The 23,632-nt window shown below is 40.1% G+C and carries 20 protein-coding genes; 13 read left to right on the top strand and 7 right to left on the bottom strand.

All coding sequences use genetic code 11. The annotated features are described in order from the left end of the window. Positions 1 to 20: 20 nt before the first annotated feature. Together AC0N32_RS17965 and AC0N32_RS17960 are read left to right on the top strand one after the other, a co-directional pair. Positions 21 to 194: a phage baseplate assembly protein V gene (locus tag AC0N32_RS17965; RefSeq protein ID WP_476395225.1), complete on the top strand. Its 174-nt coding sequence runs from the start codon at positions 21 to 23 to the stop codon at positions 192 to 194. Positions 195 to 413: 219 nt separating this feature from the next. Then, positions 414 to 1,448, top strand: a complete 1,035-nt coding sequence (locus AC0N32_RS17960; protein ID WP_476395220.1) for a L,D-transpeptidase — start codon at positions 414 to 416, stop codon at positions 1,446 to 1,448. Between the two features lie 338 nt (positions 1,449 to 1,786). On the opposite strand, the gene AC0N32_RS17955 is transcribed toward AC0N32_RS17960, so the two are convergent. The 3 genes from AC0N32_RS17955 to AC0N32_RS17945 all read right to left on the bottom strand — a co-directional run bounded on the left by AC0N32_RS17955 (position 1,787) and on the right by AC0N32_RS17945 (position 4,385). Next, positions 1,787 to 2,317 carry a hypothetical protein gene (locus tag AC0N32_RS17955; RefSeq protein ID WP_476395219.1) on the bottom strand — a complete coding sequence of 177 codons (531 nt, stop codon included), beginning with the start codon at positions 2,315 to 2,317 and terminating at the stop codon, positions 1,787 to 1,789. A 3-nt stretch (positions 2,318 to 2,320) separates the two neighbouring features. Next, positions 2,321 to 3,646 (bottom strand): PDZ domain-containing protein, encoded by a 1,326-nt coding sequence (locus tag AC0N32_RS17950; RefSeq protein ID WP_476395218.1) that lies wholly within the window; start codon positions 3,644 to 3,646, stop codon positions 2,321 to 2,323. 100 nt (positions 3,647 to 3,746) lie between these two features. After that, positions 3,747 to 4,385 carry an alpha/beta hydrolase gene (locus AC0N32_RS17945; RefSeq protein ID WP_476395217.1) on the bottom strand — a complete coding sequence of 213 codons (639 nt, stop codon included), beginning with the start codon at positions 4,383 to 4,385 and terminating at the stop codon, positions 3,747 to 3,749. Positions 4,386 to 4,621: 236 nt separating this feature from the next. On the opposite strand from AC0N32_RS17945, the gene AC0N32_RS17940 reads away from it, so the two are divergent. After that, positions 4,622 to 5,074: a hypothetical protein gene (locus tag AC0N32_RS17940; RefSeq protein WP_476395216.1), complete on the top strand. Its 453-nt coding sequence runs from the start codon at positions 4,622 to 4,624 to the stop codon at positions 5,072 to 5,074. A gap of 133 nt (positions 5,075 to 5,207) precedes the next feature. Here AC0N32_RS17940 and tyrS read toward each other — a convergent pair whose 3' ends face one another. Beyond that, complete coding sequence (tyrS, locus tag AC0N32_RS17935) at positions 5,208 to 6,503, bottom strand: tyrosine--tRNA ligase (protein ID WP_476395215.1); 1,296 nt, start codon at positions 6,501 to 6,503, stop codon at positions 5,208 to 5,210. A 170-nt stretch (positions 6,504 to 6,673) separates the two neighbouring features. Here tyrS and AC0N32_RS17930 point away from each other — a divergent pair, with 170 nt between their 5' ends. Continuing rightward, positions 6,674 to 7,234 (top strand): RNA polymerase sigma factor, encoded by a 561-nt coding sequence (locus AC0N32_RS17930; protein ID WP_476395214.1) that lies wholly within the window; start codon positions 6,674 to 6,676, stop codon positions 7,232 to 7,234. 68 nt (positions 7,235 to 7,302) lie between these two features. On the opposite strand, the gene AC0N32_RS17925 is transcribed toward AC0N32_RS17930, so the two are convergent. After that, positions 7,303 to 7,935 carry a hypothetical protein gene (locus tag AC0N32_RS17925; protein WP_476395213.1) on the bottom strand — a complete coding sequence of 211 codons (633 nt, stop codon included), beginning with the start codon at positions 7,933 to 7,935 and terminating at the stop codon, positions 7,303 to 7,305. A 109-nt stretch (positions 7,936 to 8,044) separates the two neighbouring features. Between AC0N32_RS17925 and lipA the strand changes: the two genes are divergently transcribed. Then, entirely contained in the window at positions 8,045 to 8,911 is an 867-nt protein-coding gene (lipA, locus tag AC0N32_RS17920; RefSeq protein WP_476395212.1) for a lipoyl synthase, read from the top strand. Between the two features lie 244 nt (positions 8,912 to 9,155). Continuing rightward, positions 9,156 to 10,352 carry an MFS transporter gene (locus tag AC0N32_RS17915; protein WP_476395211.1) on the top strand — a complete coding sequence of 399 codons (1,197 nt, stop codon included), beginning with the start codon at positions 9,156 to 9,158 and terminating at the stop codon, positions 10,350 to 10,352. A gap of 168 nt (positions 10,353 to 10,520) precedes the next feature. Here the strand turns inward: AC0N32_RS17915 and AC0N32_RS17910 are convergent, their stop codons facing one another. Then, the gene (locus tag AC0N32_RS17910; protein ID WP_476395210.1) at positions 10,521 to 10,901 is read right to left on the bottom strand and encodes a SpoIIAA family protein; all 381 of its coding nucleotides are present in this window, start codon (positions 10,899 to 10,901) and stop codon (positions 10,521 to 10,523) included. Positions 10,902 to 11,080: 179 nt separating this feature from the next. On the opposite strand from AC0N32_RS17910, the gene AC0N32_RS17905 reads away from it, so the two are divergent. Further along, positions 11,081 to 11,620, top strand: a complete 540-nt coding sequence (locus AC0N32_RS17905; protein WP_476395209.1) for a lipocalin family protein — start codon at positions 11,081 to 11,083, stop codon at positions 11,618 to 11,620. A gap of 90 nt (positions 11,621 to 11,710) precedes the next feature. Here the strand turns inward: AC0N32_RS17905 and AC0N32_RS17900 are convergent, their stop codons facing one another. After that, the gene (locus AC0N32_RS17900; protein WP_476395208.1) at positions 11,711 to 12,187 is read right to left on the bottom strand and encodes a DUF7832 domain-containing protein; all 477 of its coding nucleotides are present in this window, start codon (positions 12,185 to 12,187) and stop codon (positions 11,711 to 11,713) included. 114 nt (positions 12,188 to 12,301) lie between these two features. Between AC0N32_RS17900 and AC0N32_RS17895 the strand changes: the two genes are divergently transcribed. The 6 genes from AC0N32_RS17895 to AC0N32_RS17870 all read left to right on the top strand — a co-directional run bounded on the left by AC0N32_RS17895 (position 12,302) and on the right by AC0N32_RS17870 (position 23,621). After that, positions 12,302 to 13,552 carry a CinA family nicotinamide mononucleotide deamidase-related protein gene (locus AC0N32_RS17895; RefSeq protein WP_476395207.1) on the top strand — a complete coding sequence of 417 codons (1,251 nt, stop codon included), beginning with the start codon at positions 12,302 to 12,304 and terminating at the stop codon, positions 13,550 to 13,552. Between the two features lie 90 nt (positions 13,553 to 13,642). Further along, on the top strand, positions 13,643 to 17,047 hold the full coding sequence (locus tag AC0N32_RS17890) for a trifunctional glycoside hydrolase family 18/polysaccharide deacetylase/glycosyltransferase family 2 protein (RefSeq protein ID WP_476395206.1): 3,405 nt from the start codon (positions 13,643 to 13,645) through the stop codon (positions 17,045 to 17,047). Between the two features lie 68 nt (positions 17,048 to 17,115). Further along, on the top strand, positions 17,116 to 19,143 hold the full coding sequence (locus tag AC0N32_RS17885) for a M13 family metallopeptidase (RefSeq protein ID WP_476395205.1): 2,028 nt from the start codon (positions 17,116 to 17,118) through the stop codon (positions 19,141 to 19,143). A gap of 296 nt (positions 19,144 to 19,439) precedes the next feature. Next, the gene (locus tag AC0N32_RS17880) at positions 19,440 to 21,536 is read left to right on the top strand and encodes a M13 family metallopeptidase (protein ID WP_476395204.1); all 2,097 of its coding nucleotides are present in this window, start codon (positions 19,440 to 19,442) and stop codon (positions 21,534 to 21,536) included. Positions 21,537 to 21,791: 255 nt separating this feature from the next. After that, positions 21,792 to 22,238, top strand: coding sequence for a hypothetical protein (locus tag AC0N32_RS17875; protein WP_476395203.1), 447 nt, complete (start codon positions 21,792 to 21,794; stop codon positions 22,236 to 22,238). 21 nt (positions 22,239 to 22,259) lie between these two features. Further along, the gene (locus AC0N32_RS17870) at positions 22,260 to 23,621 is read left to right on the top strand and encodes a DUF5458 family protein (RefSeq protein ID WP_476395202.1); all 1,362 of its coding nucleotides are present in this window, start codon (positions 22,260 to 22,262) and stop codon (positions 23,619 to 23,621) included. Positions 23,622 to 23,632 lie beyond the last annotated feature (11 nt).

Raw genomic sequence — 23,632 nt, 5'->3', positions numbered from 1 at the left:
CGGAAAGGCTTTGAAAACGGATAGTATCCGTATTTATCAATGGTCTGGGGGTTACAAAGAGAGCTATAAGTAATAAATTAAATCTTTCTGTTTTTAAAAGGACTTATTTTATCCCTGAAATAGGCGAGGAAGTTCTCATTGGTTTTGAAAGGGGAAATGCAGAAAAAACCTTTATAATATTAAAAAACAATTGAACGAAGTAAAGTCTGGTCTTAAATATAAATGACCGTTGCATCAAAGATATGCTGGAAACTTTACCTAAGGACACCGCATAAATAACATTACAACTGCCGTGCTTTCCCATTCCAAAGGCTGCCTCCGGTTTTTTACGGTATTTTACCGGATGATTTTTATTATTCGTTTTTAGGTCTGATATTTGTACTGAACAGGAAAACTATTCCGGTATTTTATTTATGAAAAACATATCTGTAAAAAAATCATTTCTCTACACTTTATGCATCGCTTTATTTTTGGTTTCATGTAAGAAGGAAACTGAAAATAGCAGTGAGAATAACAATGACATTTCTTCCGTAACACAGGATTCCGAGAAAAAGGACTCCCAAACTGCCAAAAGAGATTCGGTGGTACAGAAACCCTCGTTACCTCCGGCTGTTCAGGAGTATGGTTTCTATAACGCGTATATATTCCCGAAAGATAAAAAGGTCAGGGATTCCCTGTTTGGCTTATTCAATAAAAAATTTACTGAAAAAGAACGCTATGCGATTCTTGCTTTAAACAGGCTCGATTCCAAAAACAAATGGAATGCAGACACGCTGGTAGTGCCTGCCAAGATCGATACGACGCTGATGGAATATTCCCCTTTTCCCATGCAGATCGATGTGCTGAGCCCTGTGAAGAAATTCGTGGTATTTTCATATCCGATCCAGGCGTATGGCGTTTATTCAAACGGGACTTTGGTGAAATGGGGCCCGACCAGCATGGGCAAGAAATCTGCAAAAACAAAGACCGGACTTACCTTTGCCAACTGGAAAAAACAGCTCGCCATCTCGACCGTAAGCAGCGAATGGAAATTGCCTTACAATTTTAATATTTTCAACCTCGATGGGATCGGATGGCACCAGTACGACCTTCCGGGATATCCTGCCTCTCATTCGTGTCTGCGATTGCTGATGAACGATGCTAAATGGCTTTACGGGTATGCCGATACCTGGGTGCTGAACCCGGGAGGGGCTACGACAAAAGCAAAGGGAACGCCTGTTTTGGTATACGGCGATTACCCGTGGGGAAAACGTAAGCCATGGAGAAAACTGCTGAATGATCCGAATTCCAACAATGTTTCGGTGGAAGAGATGACCAAAATGATTGAGCCTAATATTCAGAAAATACTGAAAGAACAGGACAACAGGGAGAGGGTAGTAGACTCCATCAAAGCGGCTAAGGCCACCCTGGAGCAAATGCCACAGACAACAAAAACGGTAGAGCCGTAATGAATTCGATCAAAAAATTTCAAAGAAATATTTTAACATCATCCACTGATGCTGTGAAGTTACCAAAAAGGTGCGCAGGTTTTACCCAAAACCTGCGCACCTTTTCATTAAAACCTAGGCACCTTTCACCCAAAACCTGCGCAGCTTTTTAAACAAAGCTCAGCGGTATGTTTCAGGAGCTTCGTGATTGTATTTAATTTGAGATCTTACTGTAATAAAAGAAATCCTTGTTTTTATCACCGATTGATGTTTATCTGGAGCTAAAAAACTGATCTCTATACATGATTCTTCTGAAGTAGTGTTCGGAAGGCTTTCTTGCTTCCGGACATGAATAATTATTAGTCCATTTTTACCTTTTCAAACTGTAAAGTAGATTCTTCGGCAAATCTTCTGAGCTTCATCATCTCGTCTTTAGCTTTATGCTGCCCGAATCTTGCCGCAGCATACGTGATGGCAATGCACAGGAGCATGGCGAAGGAAGCGTTGAGTGCCCAGGGGAAATCGTGGCTGTTAATTTGTTTTTCAACATAATACATGGAGAAAAATACCATCCACAGAATGGAGAATGAAAAATAAAGAAACATAAAGAACGTCCACACTGCGGAGCTTGGACCAAAAATCCCGCGTATGGAAGTTTCATCCTCTTCGATCTCTACGCGCAGGGAAAGCCTGGGTTTCCAGTACCCTTCATCGCTCGTTTTTACACAGATCGTCGCTACTTCTTTATTGATGTTTCCTGAAAACTCATCGGCGTGCTCTGCCAGGTATTTCTTCAGGTTTTCCGCGTACTCTTCCTTGGTAAGATGGGTAAACATCGTAAACCGAGGCCTGGTTCTTATTTTATCGATTGTGGTTTCTTCCGTATTCATATTTTATTCTTGATAAGGTATAGGGTCTTCCAGCGTAAAGCGGATAGACATGGGCTTGTTTTTTCTTTCAATAAGCATTTCTATGGTTCTTCCTTCCTCAGATTTCATCAGTTCCATGATTTTCTGCAGAGTCATATCTGCAGTTTTCTTGCCATTAATGCTGATCAGCCGGTCATCCTTCTGTAATCCTGCTTTCGCCCCCGGTGAATCTTTACGCACCCCGGCAATGGAAAAGATGGGTTTCAGGGTAAAATTATACTGCATGCTGCTGCTGAATACTTCGGTTCCTCCCGATAGGTTATTATGGCTCTTCGTTGGCAGATTCACGAGGTCTTTGGTCCATTCCATACCGTCCTGCTGGAAGTCGAGGCCGCTCATATTAAAATGGAAAGGATCGTCAAAATTCCTGTTTTTCTTTATGTATAATTTCTGGCCGCGGTAATCAAATGCCACCGTAAAACGCCTCATAATATCCCCGCCCACAGAGCCTTTTCTGTTTTCCACTAAATTTACATGCTGAATGGAGTATTCGTCGGGCATGGCGGTGAGTGGCTTTTCAAATTGAAATTTGCCGAGGTAAAAGTTATGAATTCTGCTCCTCTTGCCGTATACATCCCCATTAAAACCTCTTCCCAGGAAATCATCGATATTGGGGCGGTTATAGACGAAGTCTTTGATAAGCTTCGGGAAAAGCCATATCGCATCGCTGTTTCCAAGGTCGATCAGCAGCTTTGAACTTTTTCTTTCATTCGTCATTTCTACATCGGCGATCACATAGGGTTTGTATTTTTCAATGCTGATATCGATCTCCGTAAAGTTTTTTATTTTCTTTTTAAATACATTCTCGTCTTTGTAAATGGTTATTTTCTTTGAAGTATAGTCTATTAAAACAGGATGGTTCTTAAAAAAGTGATAGCCGATGATGCCATTTACAGGAATTCCGACATGGGAAGAAATGTTAAAATCCTGGTCTGTAATAATAAATACAGTCATGGAATCATTTACATAGCTTTTCCCGATTCTTCCAAGATTATGATCCGACCGGAATCCGTCAATGCTTCGGTCTCCGCCAAGGCCGGAAAATTTCACCTTTTCCACATTGATGAGCTTTATTTCCTGGTTTTCCAGGCTGAATATCGATGTTTCAGCAACTCCGGTGTCCAGTAAAAACGTAAGCTCGGCACCATTGATATTGACAGGAATAAAGATGAGGTTGTTGATTAATTTAAAGGGAATCACTGCTTTTTTCGATTCATGGATTTCAAAAGAATTCTGTGCATTCAGGAAAATGCCAAAGAAAAAAATCCATAAAAAGCAATTCGGTTTCATATAATGAATTTACTCATTTTATCGTAATGGAAATAAAAAAGCATCCTTAATTTTAAGAATGCTTCTATGATTATGCTTAATTGATGAATTATATTGAATTTTATTTGGAAAAGAACTCCATGAGATCCATGTAGTTCTTCTGGTTTACGCCGTGCCCGCTCATGTATTCCCTGAAAGTGAAATAACAGCTCAGGTCGTACAGAAGATCCGCCGCTTTTCTTCCCCATTCCAAAGGAATAACCGCATCATCGGTACCGTGCGATACGAAGAAGCGCAGTCTTTCCAGTTTTTTCTTGTCCTTCACCATATCCGTCAATAATTTTTCTTCAGGATAACTGCTAAGGCAGGCCACTAAATTAAACATCTCCGGATATTTCAGTGCAAGAGCATAGCAAAGAATTCCGCCCTGGCTGAAACCGCAGAGATGGGTTTTGCCTTCCGTGATCCCATACCGGTTGACGATTTTCAGAATACTTTCCAAAATGCTGTTCAGGGATTCCGTAGCCTGTTCGATGTCGATAAAATGCTCAGGATTGTTAAAGTCTATGTCGTACCAAGAATAACCTTCAAACTGAGTATCCCTCGGAGCCCTGAAGCTTACGATGATCCAGTCTTCGGGAAGTGTTTCCCTGAAGCTGAACAGGTCCTGCTCATTGCTTCCATAACCGTGAAGCATAAAAAGAATGGTGGTCTGCGAAGTGATATTTTCCGGTTCTCTTACAATGTAATCTAAATTCATAAAGCAAAGATAATTAATAAATATATTCGATGGATGATGTAAAAATGAGGCCATCCGGAACGGAATGACAATCTGTCTGCTGTGTCTGGTATATATCACGAAACCTCCACAGGCTTAAGAATCATTATTTATTAAATTGATATTTTTTGGAAATCTTTGTTGGAAAATTTTCATAAAAGGTATTTTTATATTGATAAAAAACCTATATTTGAAACATTAAAAATCTATTTGGAAAAATGAAGCAATTTTACAATTCAAAAAGTTTACTTAAGCTTTCTTTTTTATTCGCCGTGTTGTTCTCGGTAATTTCTGTGCTTAATTCTTGTAAAGACGATGATGAAGATGGGTTCACGGATCACGTTATTCAGTTTGAAGCAAGAATAAATGTGAAAGGGCCAACACCTCCATCATCAACACCTCCTCCAGCGAATTTTAAAGCGGTTGTTACCCAGATAGGAACAAGCCCTCAGACGACTTTCAATCCGACAGGATTGGTTTGGAGTTCAGGAGATCAGTTTGTAAACTCCAGCCAGTCTCAATTGAATATCGCAGCAAACGCTGTTCTGCCGTATTCAGACTCTGAATTGATTGTAAACATCTATGTTGACGGAGAACTTGCCAAAACAAGTAAAGTAGTAGGATCCGGAGAGAAAAATACGGCTACTTACTACAGCTTCCTGGAATTATAATAAAGTAAGAATTTTAAAATATAAGAAAAGATCGCTTCAGCGGTCTTTTTTGATGAAGTCAAACTAAAGCGAGAAAAACAAAGGCGCGGATTTTCGATTCCGCGCCTTTGTTTTTTATGTAGGAAATGAGAAATTAAATAACCTTTACAATGAAATAGTTTTTCTTTCCTTTCTGCAGCAGTAAAAACTTACCGTCAATAAGATCGGTTTCATTGGCTGTAAAAGTTTCATTCACCTTTTGCTTGTTTACGGAAATTGAATTTCCCTTAATTTCTCTTGATGCTTCACTCTTGGATTTCAGAAACCCCGATTTTTCGGAGAGGAGATCGATGATGTTTATCCCCAGGACATCTGCTTTTGCGATTTCTTTTTGAGGAACCCCATCAAAAAGTTCAAGGAAAGTTGCTTCATCCAGGCTCACCATCGCTTCAGCCGTCGAACGCCCGAAAAGAATTTCCGTAGCCTTGAATGCCTTTTCGTATTCTTCCTGTCCATGAACCCAGATTGTCACCTCTTCAGCCAGTCTTTTCTGAAGCTTTCTTTCGTTAGGAGCCGTTTTATGCTCTTCAATTAATGATTCGATCTCTTCTTTTCCTAAGAAAGTGTAGAATTTAATGAACCTTTCCGCATCATCATCTGTTGCATTCAGCCAGAACTGGTAAAATTTGTAAGGGGATGTTTTCTTTTTATCCAGCCAGTAGTTTTCTCCGCTTTCCGATTTGCCGAATTTTGATCCGTCGGCTTTCGTGATCAAAGGAACGGTTAATGCGAAAGCTTCTCCCTGTGCCTTTCTGCGGATAAGCTCTGTTCCGGTGGTGATATTTCCCCACTGGTCAGAACCTCCCATCTGAAGCTTTACGTTATTATTCTGGTATAAATGTAAAAAATCATATCCCTGGATCAGCTGATACGTAAATTCGGTAAAGCTCATGCCATCTGCTCCGGATTCTCCTGAAAATCGTTTTTTCACGGAATCTTTGGCCATCATATAGTTTACGGTAATATTCTTCCCTACATTTTTTGCGAAATCAAGGAAAGAAATATTTTTCATCCAGTCGTAATTGTTTACCAGTTCTGCTTTATTGGCATCATTCCCGGAAAAATCAAGAAATCTTGACAGCTGGTTTTTTAAGCAGTCAACATAATGAAGAAGGGTCGCTTCGTCCAGCAGGTTTCTTTCCGCAGATTTTCCCGAAGGATCACCGATCATTCCCGTGGCACCGCCCACCAATGCAATCGGCTTATGGCCATGCTGTTGAAAATGAGCGAGAATTTTTATCTGAATAAGACTTCCGATATGTAAAGAATCTGCGGTAGGATCAAAACCGATATAGGCAGTTGTCATTTCCTTATTCAGTTGCTCATCCGTTCCGGGCATCATGTCTGCGAAAAGACCGCGCCATTTCAATTCTTCAATAAAAGAGTTCATTATTTTTAACTTTAAAATTTAAGAGGCAAAGATAATAAATTCGATGGTAAAAGATGGTAAAAAGCGGCGGGGGAATTGCAGCATGGTTTTCCCAAACGGAATATTATCAGTCAGATGTATCTTTGATGACGTCATTGCTTTTCCGCCAAAATCATTTATATTTGTTTATAATGAATGACGAACAATTATTCCAGCTGATCGGCAAAGCAAAGGAAAAGGACCAGAAAGCCCAGACGAAACTCATCAATATTTTTTGGGTGGATGTTTTCTCTTTCGTGATGAAAAAGGTTCATGATGAAAATGATGCCGATGAAATCACCGTGAATGTTTTCTCTAAAGTATTGTCGAAGCTGGATATGTACGATCCTCACTTCCAGTTTAAAACCTGGGTGCTTACAATTGCCCAGAATACCATTATCGACTTCTGGAGAAGGAAAAGCCGGGAAAATCAGGATCCTACCGAGAATCTTGAAGAGGTTAGAAATCAGTATGCAAAATCGCCGGAAGAGCTCATGATTTCCGAAGAAGAACAGAAAAAAATTATTAAGACCATTGAATCGCTGGATGTGAATTATCAGGACATCATCAGATTACGGTTCTTTGAGGAAAAAAGCATCAAAGAAATCGCCGAAGAGCTGGGAATCTCAGTCGTGAATACAAAAGTCCGCGTCATGCGTGCCAAAAAAGTATTGGCTGAATTGTTGAAAAACAATGAGTTTGAAGACCATTAAAGCGATAATAAAATTGAAGGTCAAAAACCCGGTAGGCTTATCTATTCATTAAACATTCAGGCATCCAATTACAAATAAACTTTCTCTTTCGTTTTGGGAAGAACGATTTCTATTCTTTCTTTCTGATTTCTGTTCTGAAGATTTAATTTCAATCCTTTCTTTATAAAATTTTCTTTCTTGGAACTGCCGTATTCTTCGGTGTTTTCCACTTCTTTTTCAAAGTTTAACTGTCCTGTTGATAGATTAAAATCAACATCCGTCCAGTATTCTCCGGGCTTTCCGCTGCCTGAGGAATAGCCGATCATCTCAAAATGACCGTTCTGAAATCTATATTTATCGGTATAGCCCCATTTCCAGCTGCTTCCGCCGGCCTGGGTAATCATCAGAATGCCTTTTTTAATTTCAGTGTCCTGGTAAGGATCGCCCATCATACCGCCTTCTCCGCTTTTCAATACTGCGTTTCTTGATTTTTCAAGGATAGACCATTTTCCATTTACCTTTTTTAAGATCTGTATTTCGCGGATATTTCCAAACTCGGTACTGTCTTTCGTGTTATAAATAATTACTTTTTCAGGGATATTGTCGCCGTCCAGGTCTCCATCTACAGATTGAATAATGGTCGAGCCCTTCGGCTGGAATTCTTTTTGCGCAAAACAGATAATGCTGAATAAGAAGAATGATATACTGAACAGATTTTTCATAATTAAGATTTGGTGGTCTAAATTTACAAAATTATATGTTTCATCAATCTCCGTCTTTGATTGTTTCGATAAAAAAATCACTAACTTTGACCCTCAATTTGAGATGTACATGGAGGATTTAATTCAAAATACAACGGTTCAGAAACCAAAATGGATCCGTGTAAAACTGCCTACCGGTAAGAATTACAGAGAACTGCGAACTTTGGTTGACAAATATAAATTAAATACCATCTGCCAGAGCGGAAGCTGCCCGAATATGGGAGAATGCTGGGGAGAAGGAACGGCCACTTTTATGATCCTGGGGAATATCTGTACAAGAAGCTGCGGATTCTGCGGCGTAAAAACAGGAAAACCGCTTGATGTAAACTGGGATGAACCCGAGAAAGTAGCCAGATCCATTAAATTAATGAAAATCAAACATGCCGTTCTGACATCTGTAGACCGCGACGATTTGAAAGACATGGGATCTATCCTCTGGGCTGAAACGGTAAATGCCGTAAGAAGAATTTCTCCGGGAACCACCATGGAAACTTTAATTCCCGATTTCCAGGGAATCACCAAACATATCGACCGGTTGGTAGATGTTGCACCTGAAGTGATCTCTCATAATATGGAAACGGTAAAACGTCTTACCAGAGAAGTGAGAATCCAGGCTAAATATGAGCGCAGTCTTGAAGTGTTGCGCTATTTGAAGGAAGCAGGACAAAGAAGAACCAAGACCGGTGTGATGCTGGGATTGGGTGAAACCAAGGACGAGGTTTTTCAGACGATTGAAGATATCAGAAATGCGAATGTAGATGTGATTACTCTTGGGCAGTACCTGCAGCCGACAAAGAAACACCTTCCGGTGAAGAGGTTTATCACGCCTGAAGAGTTTGATGAATTGGGAGATTTTGCCCGAAGCCTCGGATTCAGGCATGTAGAGAGCTCGCCTTTAGTACGGAGTTCTTACCACGCAGAAAAACATGTTCACTAATTATACCCAATCGCTTCCCTCAGAAGCGATTTTTTTACCACATTAATTTCAGTCTGGCAAATCAGTTGCCGGCTAGTTTGTAATGAATTCAGAAAGAACGTCCCGAATATTAATTTTATGTTCTTTTTTGATTAATATTTGATTAAAATGAAATTATTCGGGTTAATATAGTGTATGATTCAGGCATTTTGGTTAAAGCATAAAAAGTTATTTGTGCTGAATTTTGCATTTTTAAAGAGAGATAATGAAAATAGATAAAAAAATAATACCGCTGGCCATCGGCGGACTGGGAATAGGAACCACTGAGTTTACCATCATGGGACTGCTTCCGGATATTGCAAAGACTTTGCAGATCAGTATTCCTGAAGCGGGGCACCTGATTTCAGCCTATGCTTTTGGCGTTGTCGTAGGAGCACCGATTCTTATTGGCTATTCGGTGAAATTCCCTCCCAAAAAAGTGTTGATGACCCTTATGGTGATTTTTACGTTATTCAATGCGTTGTCTGCGATGGCTCCCGATTATACCACGATGATGATCATCCGCTTCCTGTCCGGCCTTCCCCACGGAGCATTTTTCGGAGTGGGAACGGTAGTAGCGGCACGAATGGCGACAAAAGGTAAAGAAGCTTTTAATATTTCACTCATGTTTACGGGCCTTACGGTAGCCAATCTTGCAATGGTTCCGCTCGTAACCTATATCGGGCATACTTTTCACTGGAGATGGTATTTTGCCATTGTTTCGGTAATCGGGTTACTGGCTCTGATGTTCATTAAACTCTGGCTTCCGGTCCTGAAGTCAAATGAGGAAACCCATTTTATGGAAGAGATTAAATTCTTAAAGAAGAGACAGGCATGGCTGGTTTTGATGATCACCGCGATCGGTTTCGGGGGATTGTTCACATGGTTTAGCTACATCACTCCGCTGATGACCATTGTTTCAGGCATAAAGGAAAGTTATATGGCCTATGTCATGATTCTTGCCGGTGCGGGAATGGTCGTGGGAAATCTTGCCGGAGGATATTTATCTGACCGCTTAAGCCCCGAAAAGACATGTTCTCTGCTGTTGTTTCTCATGATGTTTTCACTGGCAGGCGTCTTTTTCCTTTCAGAATACCGCAATATTTCTCTGGCCCTTACCTTTATCTGCGGGGCTTTGTCCATGTCTGTTGCGGCTCCGATCAACATTATGATGATGAAAGCAGCTCCAAAAAGTGAAATGATGGCGGCGGCATTTATGCAGGCAGCCTTTAATATCGCGAATGCCATGGGCGCTTTCCTGGGTGGAATTCCTCTGGAGAAAGGCTATAATTACAATTATCCTTCACTTGTTGGTGTGGTAATGACCATCATTGGCCTTGTCATCAGCATCCGCTATAAATATCTTTACGCTTCGAAAACAAAAGATAATGCAGTAACCGAATGTGTTACCTGTGACCAATAAAATAAGGCTGCTCCGGTTGAGGGCAGCCTTGTTCTTTATGTTACGTTAAGTGTTTAGAATTTAAATTATGTATAAATTTGAAGGTGTTTTTACTTGTTGTACAGGTATATAGGGCATTAAAAAAGACCATCCGGGTAAGATGGTCTTTTTAGTATAACTAACTTTAACTTATGCTTCGACTTCGTTTCCGTTTTTGCACCAGTACATCGCATTGTAAAGATTTCCTTTTGGAAAAGATTTAAATTCTCCCGGCATCAGAACACTGAAAATATCAGTGAAATTCTGTACCCCTTCCTTATCCGTAACAATAGCGGTTCTGTTCCACTTTGTTAAGTTTTTTAATCCTAAAAGTGCATCTTGCAACCAGGCTCCCATCGTAAAATTATCAAGATCCGTATCCAGATACAATAGATAGTTCAGTTCGTTAAACTGATCCACTTTTTGCTTTACTCTTGGAATGACCAGGTTGTCAAAATCCTCTTTCGTTACTTCTCCCGTTGCATTGAAAGCCGCAACATTTTCCGGAGCTTCTGGAATAATAGTTATCATAATTTAATATTTATTGTGGTTTAGGATTTAGGTGATAACAAAAAACAAACCATTATTAATATTCAGTTAACAAAACGTAAAACATGTGGTATGTGGTGTGTTTAATTTATTGGAAAAGTACTAACACGAACGTAAGGCATCATTTTTGAAGTTTTAGGATACCACATAAACAAAGTATTATGAAAACTTTACAGAAAATAGCAATCCCCGTCTCATTGGGTATTTTAGGACTTATTGTTTTAAATTCATGCTCGGTATGCATTCCGAAAGGCGCAACGGCAGTTCAGAATTTTGAGGCAGACCGTTATCTGGGAACTTGGTACGAGATCGCACGCTTCGATTACAAATTTGAAAAAAATATGGATAACGTTACGGCGACCTATTCCAAAAATCCGGACGGAAGTATTAAAGTAGACAACAAAGGCTATAATTATGTCAAAAAAGAATGGAAAGAATCCATTGGTGAGGCCAGATTTGTGAATAAAGAAACAGAAGCAAGATTAAAGGTTTCATTTTTTAAACCCATCTGGGCTGGCTATAATGTAGTAGACATTGATGATAACTATCAGTATGCACTGGTGATGGGAAATAATTTGAAATACCTCTGGATTCTTTCCCGGGAAAAGCAAATTCCGGAAAGCATCAGGCAAAGATTTCTGGAAAAAGCCAGAAAAGTTGGCTATAAAACAGATGAGCTGATATGGGTAAAACATAATTAATCAAAATTCATAGAAAAATGAATCCGGAAATTCTAATTTTCCGGATTTATTTTTTCTGTTATAGTGTAAGTTAATTGGCTGTTGAAAGGTTTAATTGAGACGCTTATACTCTTTCCATTCTTCAAAACGGTAATTGATAACCTGTTTCATAAGATCATAATTTTCAAAAGTATCTTCGATATGGTAGAAGGTTTCGTATTCATAATCGTTTTCTTCGGCTTTCATATCAAAGAGATTGACATAATCGTCAGCAAATGAGCTGAATCGGTTTCCAAAATCCGTTTCATCCTTATAATAATCCTGAGCAAAAGCGTTTCCCATCATATTCAGATCATATTCCGAAAACTTTCCGTCCATTACATCCATGATAAATTCGGCGCCTGTGATCTCACGGCGCTTCAGTTTTTCTATTTCTGCACTGGCATCCTCTTTCAGATCATTAGAGATAAGGTCATTTTCTACACACCACATAAGAAACATTCCGGTATGGGTGGCTCCGTTTTTTTCCGGCAGTCCTTCGGGGAAATCTCCGCCGTAATGCCAGGAGGCATCATCATATTTCGACATACATTTTATTTTAAGCGATAAATAATTTCCGCCAAAAATAGAAAAAATCAATTTATATTGCCGGTCATCAGGAAATTTCCGTCATTTGTGATGAATTTTTTTTCAAAGATAAATATGAAAAATGCTGTTCTGATTACCATTGGTGATGAAATCCTTTCAGGAAATACCGTAGATACCAACTCAAACTTTATTGCAACCGAACTTAAGAATATAGGAATCCAGGTTTCACAGATCCTGACGATCTCCGATCAGATTGAAACCATTAAGACTGCTATAGAATCGGCTTTTAAAATGGGTGATTTAATTATTACCACCGGAGGTCTGGGCCCTACAAGAGATGATAAAACCAAAAAAGCCATTGCTGAATTTTTTAATGATGAAATTGCTTTGGACGAAACGACATTCAATCATCTTAAAGCCTATATGGAAAGACGCGGCAGACTGGAAATTTTGGAAAGAAACCGTGAACAGGCATTTGTTCCTACAAAATCAACAGTTTTTCAAAATCATTATGGAACCGCACCTTGTATGATGATGGAGCAGGATGGAAAACTTTTATTCAGTCTTCCTGGTGTCCCATACGAGGTAAAACCCCTGATCAAAGACCAGATTGTTCCTTTCCTGCATGAAAGATTCAGCCTGAATTATATTACGACAAGAATTGTTTCCGTCGTAGGTATTCCGGAAAGCATTTTAGCAGACATGATCGAAGAATGGGAACTCGCACTACCTTCAAATCTTGCGCTTTCTTATCTGCCGGTGGGAACCCGTGTAAAACTGCGTCTTACAGCCACCGGGGAAAACGAATCACTGTTGCAGCAGCAGCTGGAAGAAGAAATTCAGAAATTATTGCCGATGATCAAAGATAACGTCATTGCCACTTCGGAAGATAAAATTGAGAAAATACTGGCTGAGGTCTTGTTAGAGCGCAAAATGACTGTTTCAACGGCAGAAAGCTGTACCGGCGGCGAACTGGCCAGAATGATCACCTTGAATCCCGGCAGTTCAAAATATTTTTTAGGAGGAATAGTGGCGTATGCTACGGAAAAGAAGATTGAAATTTTAAAAGTCAATAAAAAGACCGTGGACGAATTTACAGTGGTCAGTGAGCAGGTGGCTGCTGAAATGGCGGAAGGCGTTCAGAAATTATTTAATACCGATATTGCTTTGTCAACAACAGGAGTGGCAGGCCCGGGAAAAGGCGAAGACGGAAAAGATATAGGAACGGTTTTTTACACCATCCGAATTCATGACCAGGAAGTCACCTTTAAACTGTACATGCCCCATCTTGAAAGGCAGGATTTTATGTATTTTGTGTCACAGAAAATTATTCAGGATCTGATAGCGATTCTGATAAGTAATTAATTCATAATCAGTTAATTTTTTAATTTTTTTTTAATTAGTTCAGAGGTGGTTTTTCACAGTTTTTGACGTCGATCAGGAAATATCAAAATTGTGGAAAACTCAAAACAGATTTTTCAGACCGACAGCAAAAAACGCTGGCGAAACGTACAATGGGGAAGCCGAATCTTTATTTTCGTCGCCCTGTTGCTTTTTCTTGCATTAGGATTAATGATGAAATGGGATAAAAGCCCCAAAATTCCTTTTAAAGAAGATTATAAGGCAGTCATAACGGCCAGCAAACCTTTTCTTCAGGAAAATAGAATTTCCAGGGAGTATAAAGGATTCCGGAATTTTATTTCTGAAAAAACCATGCACACCAATCTTGCTAAAATTGAAAAGGCAAGAGCCGAGAGAATTAAAAATCAGAATAATAACTGGCAACAGTTTCCGGGAGGTATCCGGTCTGCATTCTACGTAGCGTGGGATCCTCAGTCGCTTATGTCGTTGAAAAGAAATATCAAACACATCAATCTGGTGTTCCCGGAGTGGTTTTTCCTCGACCCTAAAACCGGTGCCCTAAAAACCAATGTAGACGCCGACGGCTATAAAATTATTAAAAGAACCGGGGTCGCCGTAATGCCGATGCTCAGTAATAATTTTGACCAGGAGTTTCATCCGGAAGGTCTGGGGAAAGTACTGAAGGACCCGCAAAAGAGAACACAGCTTATTCAGAAGCTGAAACAGCAATGCCAGAAGTTTAACTTTAAAGGGATTAACGTCGATTTTGAAAATATCAGTCTTGATTCTGATGAATACCTGACCGCCTTTATGAAAGAACTTTCCGGTACCTTCAGACAGAATAATCTTCTGGTTTCGATGGATATCATGACAGATAATGACGACTACAATATTCAAAAGCTCGACCCGTATGTTGATTATTTTGTATTGATGGCGTATGATGAATATACGACAGACAATGACGCAGGGCCAGTTTCGTCCCAAAAATGGATCGAAGCGCAGACCGGAAAAATTTTAAAGAAAACCTCGCCCAACAAAATTATTTTAGGATTGGGTGCCTACGGATACGACTGGAGTACGGATAAAGATGACAACAGCTCTCTGACGTATATGCAGGCCATCACCAAAGCCAGTGCCAGCAAAGCGGATATCAACTTTGACGATAATACTTTTAATTTAAATTATTCCTACAAAGATTCTAAAAATAATACACACACCGTATTCTTCAATGATGCCGCATCTATTTTCAACACCATGCGTTTTTCTTCAGAATATCCCCTGGCAGGAACAGCGCTCTGGAGACTGGGAAGCGAAGACAGCCGCGTCTGGAGTTTTTATGATAAAGATCTGACATTTGCAGGATTATCAAAATTAAACTTAAAAACCCTGGAAAATGTAAAAGGGCAGACCATGGTCGATTACATCGGCGACGGGGAAGTGCTGGATGTTCTGAATACCCCTCACGACGGGAAAATAAACATTGAATTAGATCCTAAAGAAAAGATCATTACCGATGAAAATTATATTACCTATCCAAGCTCTTATGAAGTGAAAAAATACGGTGAGGCTCCTCAGAAAGATCTTGTTCTCACTTTCGATGACGGGCCGGATGAAACGTATACTCCACAGATTCTTGACATTCTTTCAAAATATCATGTTCCCGCAGCTTTCTTTTTGGTAGGACTTAATGCTGAAAGAAATCTCCCGCTGGTTAAGAGAATATACCGTGAAGGGCACGAAATAGGAAACCATACGTTCACCCATGAAAATGTTGCCAAAGTAAGTCCGGAAAGGGCGTTGCTGGAAATGAAGCTTACAAGGCTCCTGATCGAATGCATTACAGGGCACAGCACCATTCTTTTCAGAGCACCTTACAACGCAGATTCTGAGCCGACAACCTCTGAAGAGATCGTTCCGGTAGCTTTGGCAAGGCAGCAGAACTACCTGGATATCGGTGAGAATATTGATCCCGAAGACTGGCAGCCCGGCATAAAAGCTGACGAAATTGTAAAACGTGTTTTTGAAGGACTAAAGCAGAGAAAAGGAAATATCATTCTTCTTCATGATGCCGGTGGTGAAACCCGCGAAGAAACGGTGAAAGCTTTGAAAATATTAATCCCTGCACTACAGAAACAGGGATACCATTTTACCAACCTTTCGACCATACTTCATAAAAACAAAGCTGAACTGATGCCTGAAGTTCCAAAGACAAAATCGTATTATATCATGCAGCTCAACCTTGTTCTGGCAGCAGTTATCTACGGAATCAGTCATTTCCTTGTGGCGTTGTTTACCATTTTTATAGGATTAGGCTTACTGCGTTTGATGATTATGCTGTACTGGGCCTTCAAAGAAAGGAAAAAAGAGAAAAAGCTGGGAGAGTTTCCTGTGATGGAATCTTATCCGAAGGTCTCTATTATCGTTCCCGCTTATAATGAAGAAGTCAATATTGTCTCTTCTCTGCATAACCTGCTGAGACAGACGTATCCGAATTTCGATATCATTATGGTCGACGACGGCAGTAAAGATTCTACCTATGAGAGAGCAAAAGCCGAGTTTGCCGATCATCCCAAGCTTAAAATTTTAAGAAAAACCAACGGCGGAAAAGCCACCGCTCTCAACTATGGTATTGCCCGTTCCGATGCAGAATATGTCGTGTGTATAGATGCGGATACAAAACTGGAGTATAATGCGGTAAAATATTTAATTGCCAGGTTCTTAAATTCAGATCCGGATGAAAAAATTGCCGCTGTCGCCGGAAATGTAAAAGTAGGAAACAAAGTAAACTGGCTTACCAGATGGCAGTCGATAGAGTACACGACGAGCCAGAATTTCGACCGTCTTGCGTATGCCAACATCAATGCCATTACGGTGATTCCCGGAGCAATAGGCGCTTTCAGAAAAGCTGCAGTTGTTGAGGTCGGAGGATATTCATCCGATACACTGGCAGAAGATTGCGATATTACGGTTAAGATCCTCAAAAAAGGATATACCGTTGCCAATGAAAACCGGGCCGTCGCTGTTACGGAAGCTCCTGAGAGCGTAAAACAGTTTTTAAAACAGCGTTTCCGATGGACATACGGCATCATGCAGATGTTCTGGAAGCAGAAACACACTTTCCTCAACCCGAAATATAAAGGACTGGGATTGTGGGCGATGCCGAATATTTTACTGTTTCAGTATATCATTCCGTTTTTTTCGCCAATGGCTGATCTTATCATGTTTTTCGGCATTTTATCAGGGAACGGCGGAAGAATATTCAGTTATTATTTAGTTTTTCTTCTGGTCGATGCATCCTTAGCCCTGATTGCTTTTGTCATGCAAAGAGAAAAAATGGTCAATTTATTATACGTCATTCCGCAGCGATTCGGCTACAGATGGCTGATGTACATCGTTTTGTTCCGAAGTCTGAGACGTGCGTTAAAAGGAGAAATGCAATCCTGGGGATTCCTCAAACGAACCGGAAATGTAAAAGAGTCGCAGTTTCTTAATATTTGATTAAATTTGTTTTCTTAAAAGTAACAAATTAAAATAAAGTTACACTTATTGTATAAATTGTAATTATAATGAAAAAACTTACGCTTTCTCTGCTTTTAGTAGCCGGGATCTGTTCACAGAATGTGAACGCGCAGACTTCCGATAAGGGGCTGGACCTTAGTCTTATGGACAAATCGGTACGTCCGCAGGATGATTTTTATAACTATGTGAGCGGTACATGGATGAAGACCGCTAAAATACCTTCTGATAAACCGACCTGGGGAAGTTTCAACAAATTGGCTGACGATACGGACAACAATTCAATGACCATTCTGAACTCTCTTCTGAAAGATAAATTTGCCGATGGAACCGAAGGTAAGAAAATCCAGGATCTGTATGCAACCTACATGAATATCAGCAAGAGAAATGCCGACGGAATCAAACCGATCCAGGCAAATCTGAACAAGATCGATGCGATCAAGAATGTTGCTGACTTGCAGAACTACCTGATCTCCGTGACCAAAGAAGGGGAAAATACATTCTACGGATGGGGTGTGGATGCCGATCTGAAAGATTCTAAAATGAACGCTGTTTATTTAGGAGATGCATCTTTAGGTTTAGGAAGAGATTATTACCAGAAAGTAAACGACAAAAATACGGAAGCTCTTGCAGAGTATACGAAATATGTAGCTTCCATGCTGAAAGAGCTGGGGTACAAAAATGCCGACGCGGCCGCAAAAGGTATTGTTGATTACGAAAAAAGCATTGCTAAAACCTATCTTACCAACGAGCAGAGCCGTGACAATACGCTTCAGTACAACCCTGAAACCATGGCTGAGCTTAAGACGCTTGTGAAAAATGTAGACCTTCCGGCTTACCTGAATAAAGTTGGGGTAAATACAGATAAAGTAATCATCGGGGAATTGGGGTATTATAAGAATTTAGACAAATTCATTAATGCACAGAACCTTCCTGTGATCAAGGATTACCTTAAATTTCACCTGATCAATGGAAGTGCTTCTTATTTGAGTGAAAAACTGGGCGATATGAGATTTGCTTTTTACGGTAAATATCTTAGAGGCCAGCAGGAGCAGAGAGCATTGAACAAAAGAGGATATGAGCTGATCAACGGAACTTTGGGCGAAGCGTTCGGAAAATTATATGTAGAAAAATATTTCCCGGCAGAGGCAAAAGCACAGATGGTGGAGCTGATCGATTACTTAAAGAAAAGTTTTGCTGTTCACATTAATAACTTAGCATGGATGTCTTCCACTACGAAGGAAAAAGCAATGCAGAAGCTGAACAAGTTCACCGTAAAAGTTGCTTATCCTGACAAATGGAAAGATTATTCTAAATTAACCATCGTTCCTGAATCTAAAGGCGGAAATTTATATTCAAACCTTCAGAACATCACCGAATGGCAGTACAATAAAGATTTAGCGAAAATCGGAAAACCGGTTGATAAATCTGAGTGGGGAATGACACCGCAAACGGTAAATGCTTACTACAACCCGGTAAACAACGAAATCGTATTCCCGGCAGCAATTCTTCAGCCGCCTTTCTTCAACCCTAAAGCAGATGCAGCGGTGAACTTCGGAGGAATCGGTGCCGTTATCGGTCACGAAATGAGCCACGGATTTGATGATTCCGGGGCACAGTTTGACGCAGACGGAAACCTTGTAGACTGGTGGACGCCTGAAGACAAAGCTAATTTTGAAAAAGCAACCAAAGCGCTTGCTTCACAATATGACAAATATGAGCCTGTAAAAGGAACTTTCGTAAACGGAACTTTCACCAATGGTGAAAACATCGCCGATTTAGGTGGGGTTAATATCGCTTACGATGCCCTTCAGATGTATCTGAAAGACAAAGGAAACCCTGGGTTGATCAGCGGATATACACAGGATCAGAGATTCTTCCTGAGCTGGGCTACCGTTTGGAGAACATTATCCAGTGAGAAATACATGGTCAATCAGGTGAAAACCGATCCGCACTCTCCGGGATATTTCAGAAGCTTCGGACCGATCATCAACGTTGATGCTTTCTACAAAGCTTTTGATGTGAAAGAAGGAGATAAATTGTACAAAAAACCGGAAGACAGAATTAAAATCTGGTAATAAATACTCAATTATAATTAAAACCGTTCAGCAATGAGCGGTTTTTTTGTTTAAAAAACTTTGGGGATTTACCACATCAATAGGAACGGGCTTTGGTCCGTTTACAAAAGATTACATCTACCAATAGGCTTTAGCCAAAACTTATTTCCTGTGTATCATTAGATCTCTTATTAAATAGATGATTGGTATACCTTGGCTTTGTCTTGCAGGATTTTATCATTTACGGTTTATGGCTAATCACTTATCATCAAAATTTGTATATTTGGTAAGTTTGTGTAAAATCAAAAATATTTTTAATGAAAAAGTTAAATATCGGAATACTGGCTTTCTCGGGGCTTGTATTTTTAAATTCATGTGGTACGGCAAAAACGGCAGATACGCAGAAACCTGAAACGGTGAAAGAGTTAGCCGCAGAACCTGCAAAAGAAGAGGTAAAAGAAGAAGGAATCAATTTATCTTATATGGATAAGTCGGTACGTCCGCAGGATGATTTTTTCAGCTATGTAAACGGAAATTGGGTGAAAACCACTCAGATTCCTTCCGATAAAGCGAGCTGGGGATCTTTCAATGCGCTGAGGGAAAATGTAGATGATGCATCCCTGGATATTTTAAATAAAATTTTATCCGAATCTTATCCTGCGGGCTCCGAGGGACAGAAAATTCAGAATCTGTATGCGTCATTTATGGATACGGAGAAAAGAAATGCAGAAGGTCTGGCACCCATCAAAGGAGATTTAGCCAAAATCGATGCCATCAAAAATCTTAATGATCTTCAAAAATACCTGCTTGAAGCTACAAAACTAGGCGATAATTCGTTCTACGGATGGAGAGTAGGAGCAGATATGAAGAATTCTAAAATGAATGCGGTGTATCTTGGCGGTCCCGATCTTGGTTTGGGAAGAGACTACTATCAGAAAGTCAATGAGGCCAATACGAAGACGTTAGCAGAATATCAGTCGTATGTAGGAAAACTTTTTGGTGTTCTGGGTTATAAAAACGCCGATGCTTCAGCCAAAAATGTGGTGGATTTTGAAAAGCAGCTGGCCAATTATTTATTGACCCTTGAACAGAACAGGGATGCCAATTTAAGGTACAATCCGAAAAATGTCTCTGAGCTGCCGGCATTGGTGAAAAATGTAAATCTTCAGAAATATCTCAAAGACGCAGGGGTGAATACGGACAGGGTAATCATCGGCGAGCTGAAATATTATCAGAATATGGATTCTTTCCTTACCCAGAAAAATCTTCGGTTGCTGAAAGATTATCTTAAATACCATCTCATCAATGGAAATGCAAGCAACCTGGATGAAAACCTGGAGCAGATCAGATTTGATTTCTATTCCAAATACCTTCAGGGCCAGAAAGAACAGCGTCCGATGAACAAAAGAGGACTTTCTTTGGTGAACGGTGTTTTGGGAGAAGCCTTCGGTAAATTATATGTTGAAAAATATTTCACGCCGGAAGCTAAAGCCCAGATGGAAACCTATATCGATTACATTTTAAAATCATTCAAGACGCACATCGACGATATGGACTGGATGTCTCCGGCAACAAAGGTAAAAGCCCAGGAGAAACTGTCTAAATTTACGGTGAAAATAGCTTATCCAGACAAATGGAAAGATTATACCCAGCTTAAAGTGGAATCTCCGAAAGAAGGAGCTACCTTGTATTCAAATCTTCAGAATGTTTCCGCATGGCAATACCAGAGAAACCTGGACAAAATAGGAAAACCGGTCGACAAATCAGAATGGGGAATGACGCCGCAAACGGTAAATGCTTACTACAGCGGTTCGAATAATGAGATCGTATTCCCGGCAGCCATCCTTCAGCCGCCATTCTATAATCCTAAAGCAGATGCAGCCGTAAATTTCGGAGGAATCGGTGCGGTAATCGGCCATGAGATCTCCCACGGATTTGATGACAGCGGTTCGAGATTCGATGGCGACGGAAATCTTAATAACTGGTGGACGGATGAAGACCGTAAAAACTTTGATGCGAAAGTCGCTCAGCTGGCTGCGCAGTACAGCGCTTATGAGCCTGTAAAAGGCAGTTTTGTCAACGGGAAGTTTACCAGCGGTGAAAACATCGGCGATCTTGGTGGTGTAGCGGTTGCATACGATGCGCTTCAGATGTATCTTAAAGATCACGGAAATCCTGGTTTGATCAGCGGTTTTACACAGGATCAAAGATTCTTTATGAGCTGGGCAACCGTATGGAGAACGAAGTCTACCGATCAGTATATGACTAATCAGGTAAAGACCGACCCGCACTCTCCGGGAGTTTTCAGGGCATTCGGGCCATTGGTGAATCAGGATGCGTTTATTAAAGCGTTTGATATCAAACCTGGCGACAAAATGTACAAAGCTCCTGAAGACAGGATAAAAATTTGGTAAGACACCAAAAATTGTTAGAAATGAAAAACGTATCAGAAATGATGCGTTTTTTTATTTATTTTTCCTAGCTTAGTAACATCGTAAATGTTGATTTTTAATTAATATTTGTAATTTAAAATAAATATTTCAAGAAAAATCTTAACAAAATTTTGTATGTTACAGTTTTTTTTTAAATTTAAACATTGGATTGGTCAGCTATTTGATGCTGGTAAATACGATTCACACCAAAATAGAAAATCTCAAAATAACAATAATATGGCAATGTTTAATTATGGCGTTGGCGGAAACGAAGTGAAAGTAGACGCTAATGAGGCTATTCAGAACATACAGGAAAATAAGTCGCTCATTGTAAGCCAGCTTACCACCGAAGAGTCTTATGTTCCTGAAATTGTAACCGGTCTAAAAACTGTGGAAGACGTCTTCAAACATTTCCAGCCTTCTGTACACGTGCAGCACGAAACGGAAGACGGCAATGTAGTGGAAGAAGAATTCCGTTTTCAAAATCTTGCGGACTTCACCCCGAAAAATCTTACTCAGAAATCATCTTATCTTCAGCAGCTCAGCATGGAGCAGGAGCAGTACAACAAGATCGTACGACAGCTGAAAACCAATAAGATTCTGCGTAATATGCTCGAAAACGATCAGACAAGAGCGGCGTTTATCGAAGTACTGAAGGAAGTGGCACAAGAACTTGAAAAATAATCTAAAGACTTTACATTAATCATGGATAGTAAATTACAGGCAGCTGAGAACCAACAACAGGGACAGCAGCAACACGCAGGTCAGCCTAAAGGCAACCCGCTTGCCGAACTCAATAAAATAGGTGGCTTCGGTTTTGTAGAATCCGTTGTAGACGGGATCGCCAATATGAACCCGACCAGAAAAGCAAGGAAAGAAATATTCCTTAATGACAGTAATAAACAAGAAGAAAGAAAAGAGCTTCTTCAGAAAATCAATCTCTGGGTAAACCTTCTGGAAGGAAGCGACCCGGCAGATAAAATGGCTGAAACATGCAAATCTAAGGCGCAGGCGGCAGAACAGAACCTGAAATCAAACCTTAAGAATACACTTGACGCTGTTCGTATGCTTGAAACCAACTACAGAACAGTGGCACAGTTTTATAAAAATACGGAACTTGATAAAGTCGATAACGTAAGTATCGTCAATGCAAGCATAGACCAGGTTTCGGATCTCGATAATCCTTTATTTATTGATGCTATTGCAGAAGAATTCAAGAATTATTACGACCGTCTTGACCTTAGGGATAACTATTCGATCCTGGCAATTCCAGGATATTTAGGATCAAATAAAGTTATTGAAAAATGGGCGAAGATCTGTAATGAAAACAAAGTTATGATGGTAACGGATTTTGCCAATCTCGACAAACCGGATGACGTAGTAGATCTTTTCCATTCCGCCAATCTTACAGGGGGTGAGCTTCACAGAAGTAACGTTATCATGACATGTAACTGGCTGGTAGGCCGTGGAAGAGCTGAAGAAGTAGGTGAGGAGGAAAACGTAGAGCTTCCGCCATCCACTTCGCTTGCAGGAAAGATTCATAAAACACTGATGTCCCAGGTGGCAGCAGGTAAAAAGCATGGGAATATCAATGAAGTGGATGCTGTAAAGTTTGAATTAAAAAAGAGTGAAATTTCGCAGCTTGAAAAAATGGGTCTTGTTCCGATGGTGAACGAATACGGTAAAATCATGGCATTCTCTGCCAAAACCTTATTTACCGGAGATAATATTGGTCTTCAGACGTATTCTGTTGTAAGGGTATTCGATTATGTCACAAAGGTATTGCTGGATTTCCTCAACAGAAGAGCTTTCGAAAACTGGAATGCTAAAAATGAAGATGATCTGAGAAGACAGATTGTTCAGTTCCTGGATAACATCAAAGGTCCGGATAAACTGATCGAGAAGTTCAAAATCGTACGTTTCGAACAGGACAGAGTGAATAAAGACAGGGTATGGCTTGACATCCGTCTGACCCCGTATTTCCCGACAAAAAGTTTTGTGATAAAACTTGACGGTCATAAAGGAGACGACGGTAATGAATGGGATGCTGAATATACCCAGGATTAAAAATATTTTTA

The sequence above is a fragment of the Chryseobacterium endophyticum genome (assembly GCF_056333165.1).
This window is presented reverse-complemented; position numbering and strand designations above follow the sequence as displayed.

Coding starts and splice junctions, on each gene's coding strand:
- AC0N32_RS17960 (WP_476395220.1), top strand. CDS start 414: ATGAAAAACATATCTGTAAAAAAATCATTTCTCTACACTTTATGCATC.
- AC0N32_RS17955 (WP_476395219.1), bottom strand. CDS start 2,317: ATGAATACGGAAGAAACCACAATCGATAAAATAAGAACCAGGCCTCGG.
- AC0N32_RS17950 (WP_476395218.1), bottom strand. CDS start 3,646: ATGAAACCGAATTGCTTTTTATGGATTTTTTTCTTTGGCATTTTCCTG.
- AC0N32_RS17945 (WP_476395217.1), bottom strand. CDS start 4,385: ATGAATTTAGATTACATTGTAAGAGAACCGGAAAATATCACTTCGCAG.
- AC0N32_RS17940 (WP_476395216.1), top strand. CDS start 4,622: ATGAAGCAATTTTACAATTCAAAAAGTTTACTTAAGCTTTCTTTTTTA.
- tyrS (WP_476395215.1), bottom strand. CDS start 6,503: ATGAACTCTTTTATTGAAGAATTGAAATGGCGCGGTCTTTTCGCAGAC.
- AC0N32_RS17930 (WP_476395214.1), top strand. CDS start 6,674: ATGAATGACGAACAATTATTCCAGCTGATCGGCAAAGCAAAGGAAAAG.
- AC0N32_RS17925 (WP_476395213.1), bottom strand. CDS start 7,935: ATGAAAAATCTGTTCAGTATATCATTCTTCTTATTCAGCATTATCTGT.
- lipA (WP_476395212.1), top strand. CDS start 8,045: ATGGAGGATTTAATTCAAAATACAACGGTTCAGAAACCAAAATGGATC.
- AC0N32_RS17915 (WP_476395211.1), top strand. CDS start 9,156: ATGAAAATAGATAAAAAAATAATACCGCTGGCCATCGGCGGACTGGGA.
- AC0N32_RS17910 (WP_476395210.1), bottom strand. CDS start 10,901: ATGATAACTATTATTCCAGAAGCTCCGGAAAATGTTGCGGCTTTCAAT.
- AC0N32_RS17905 (WP_476395209.1), top strand. CDS start 11,081: ATGAAAACTTTACAGAAAATAGCAATCCCCGTCTCATTGGGTATTTTA.
- AC0N32_RS17900 (WP_476395208.1), bottom strand. CDS start 12,187: ATGTCGAAATATGATGATGCCTCCTGGCATTACGGCGGAGATTTCCCC.
- AC0N32_RS17895 (WP_476395207.1), top strand. CDS start 12,302: ATGAAAAATGCTGTTCTGATTACCATTGGTGATGAAATCCTTTCAGGA.
- AC0N32_RS17885 (WP_476395205.1), top strand. CDS start 17,116: ATGAAAAAACTTACGCTTTCTCTGCTTTTAGTAGCCGGGATCTGTTCA.
- AC0N32_RS17880 (WP_476395204.1), top strand. CDS start 19,440: ATGAAAAAGTTAAATATCGGAATACTGGCTTTCTCGGGGCTTGTATTT.
- AC0N32_RS17875 (WP_476395203.1), top strand. CDS start 21,792: ATGGCAATGTTTAATTATGGCGTTGGCGGAAACGAAGTGAAAGTAGAC.
- AC0N32_RS17870 (WP_476395202.1), top strand. CDS start 22,260: ATGGATAGTAAATTACAGGCAGCTGAGAACCAACAACAGGGACAGCAG.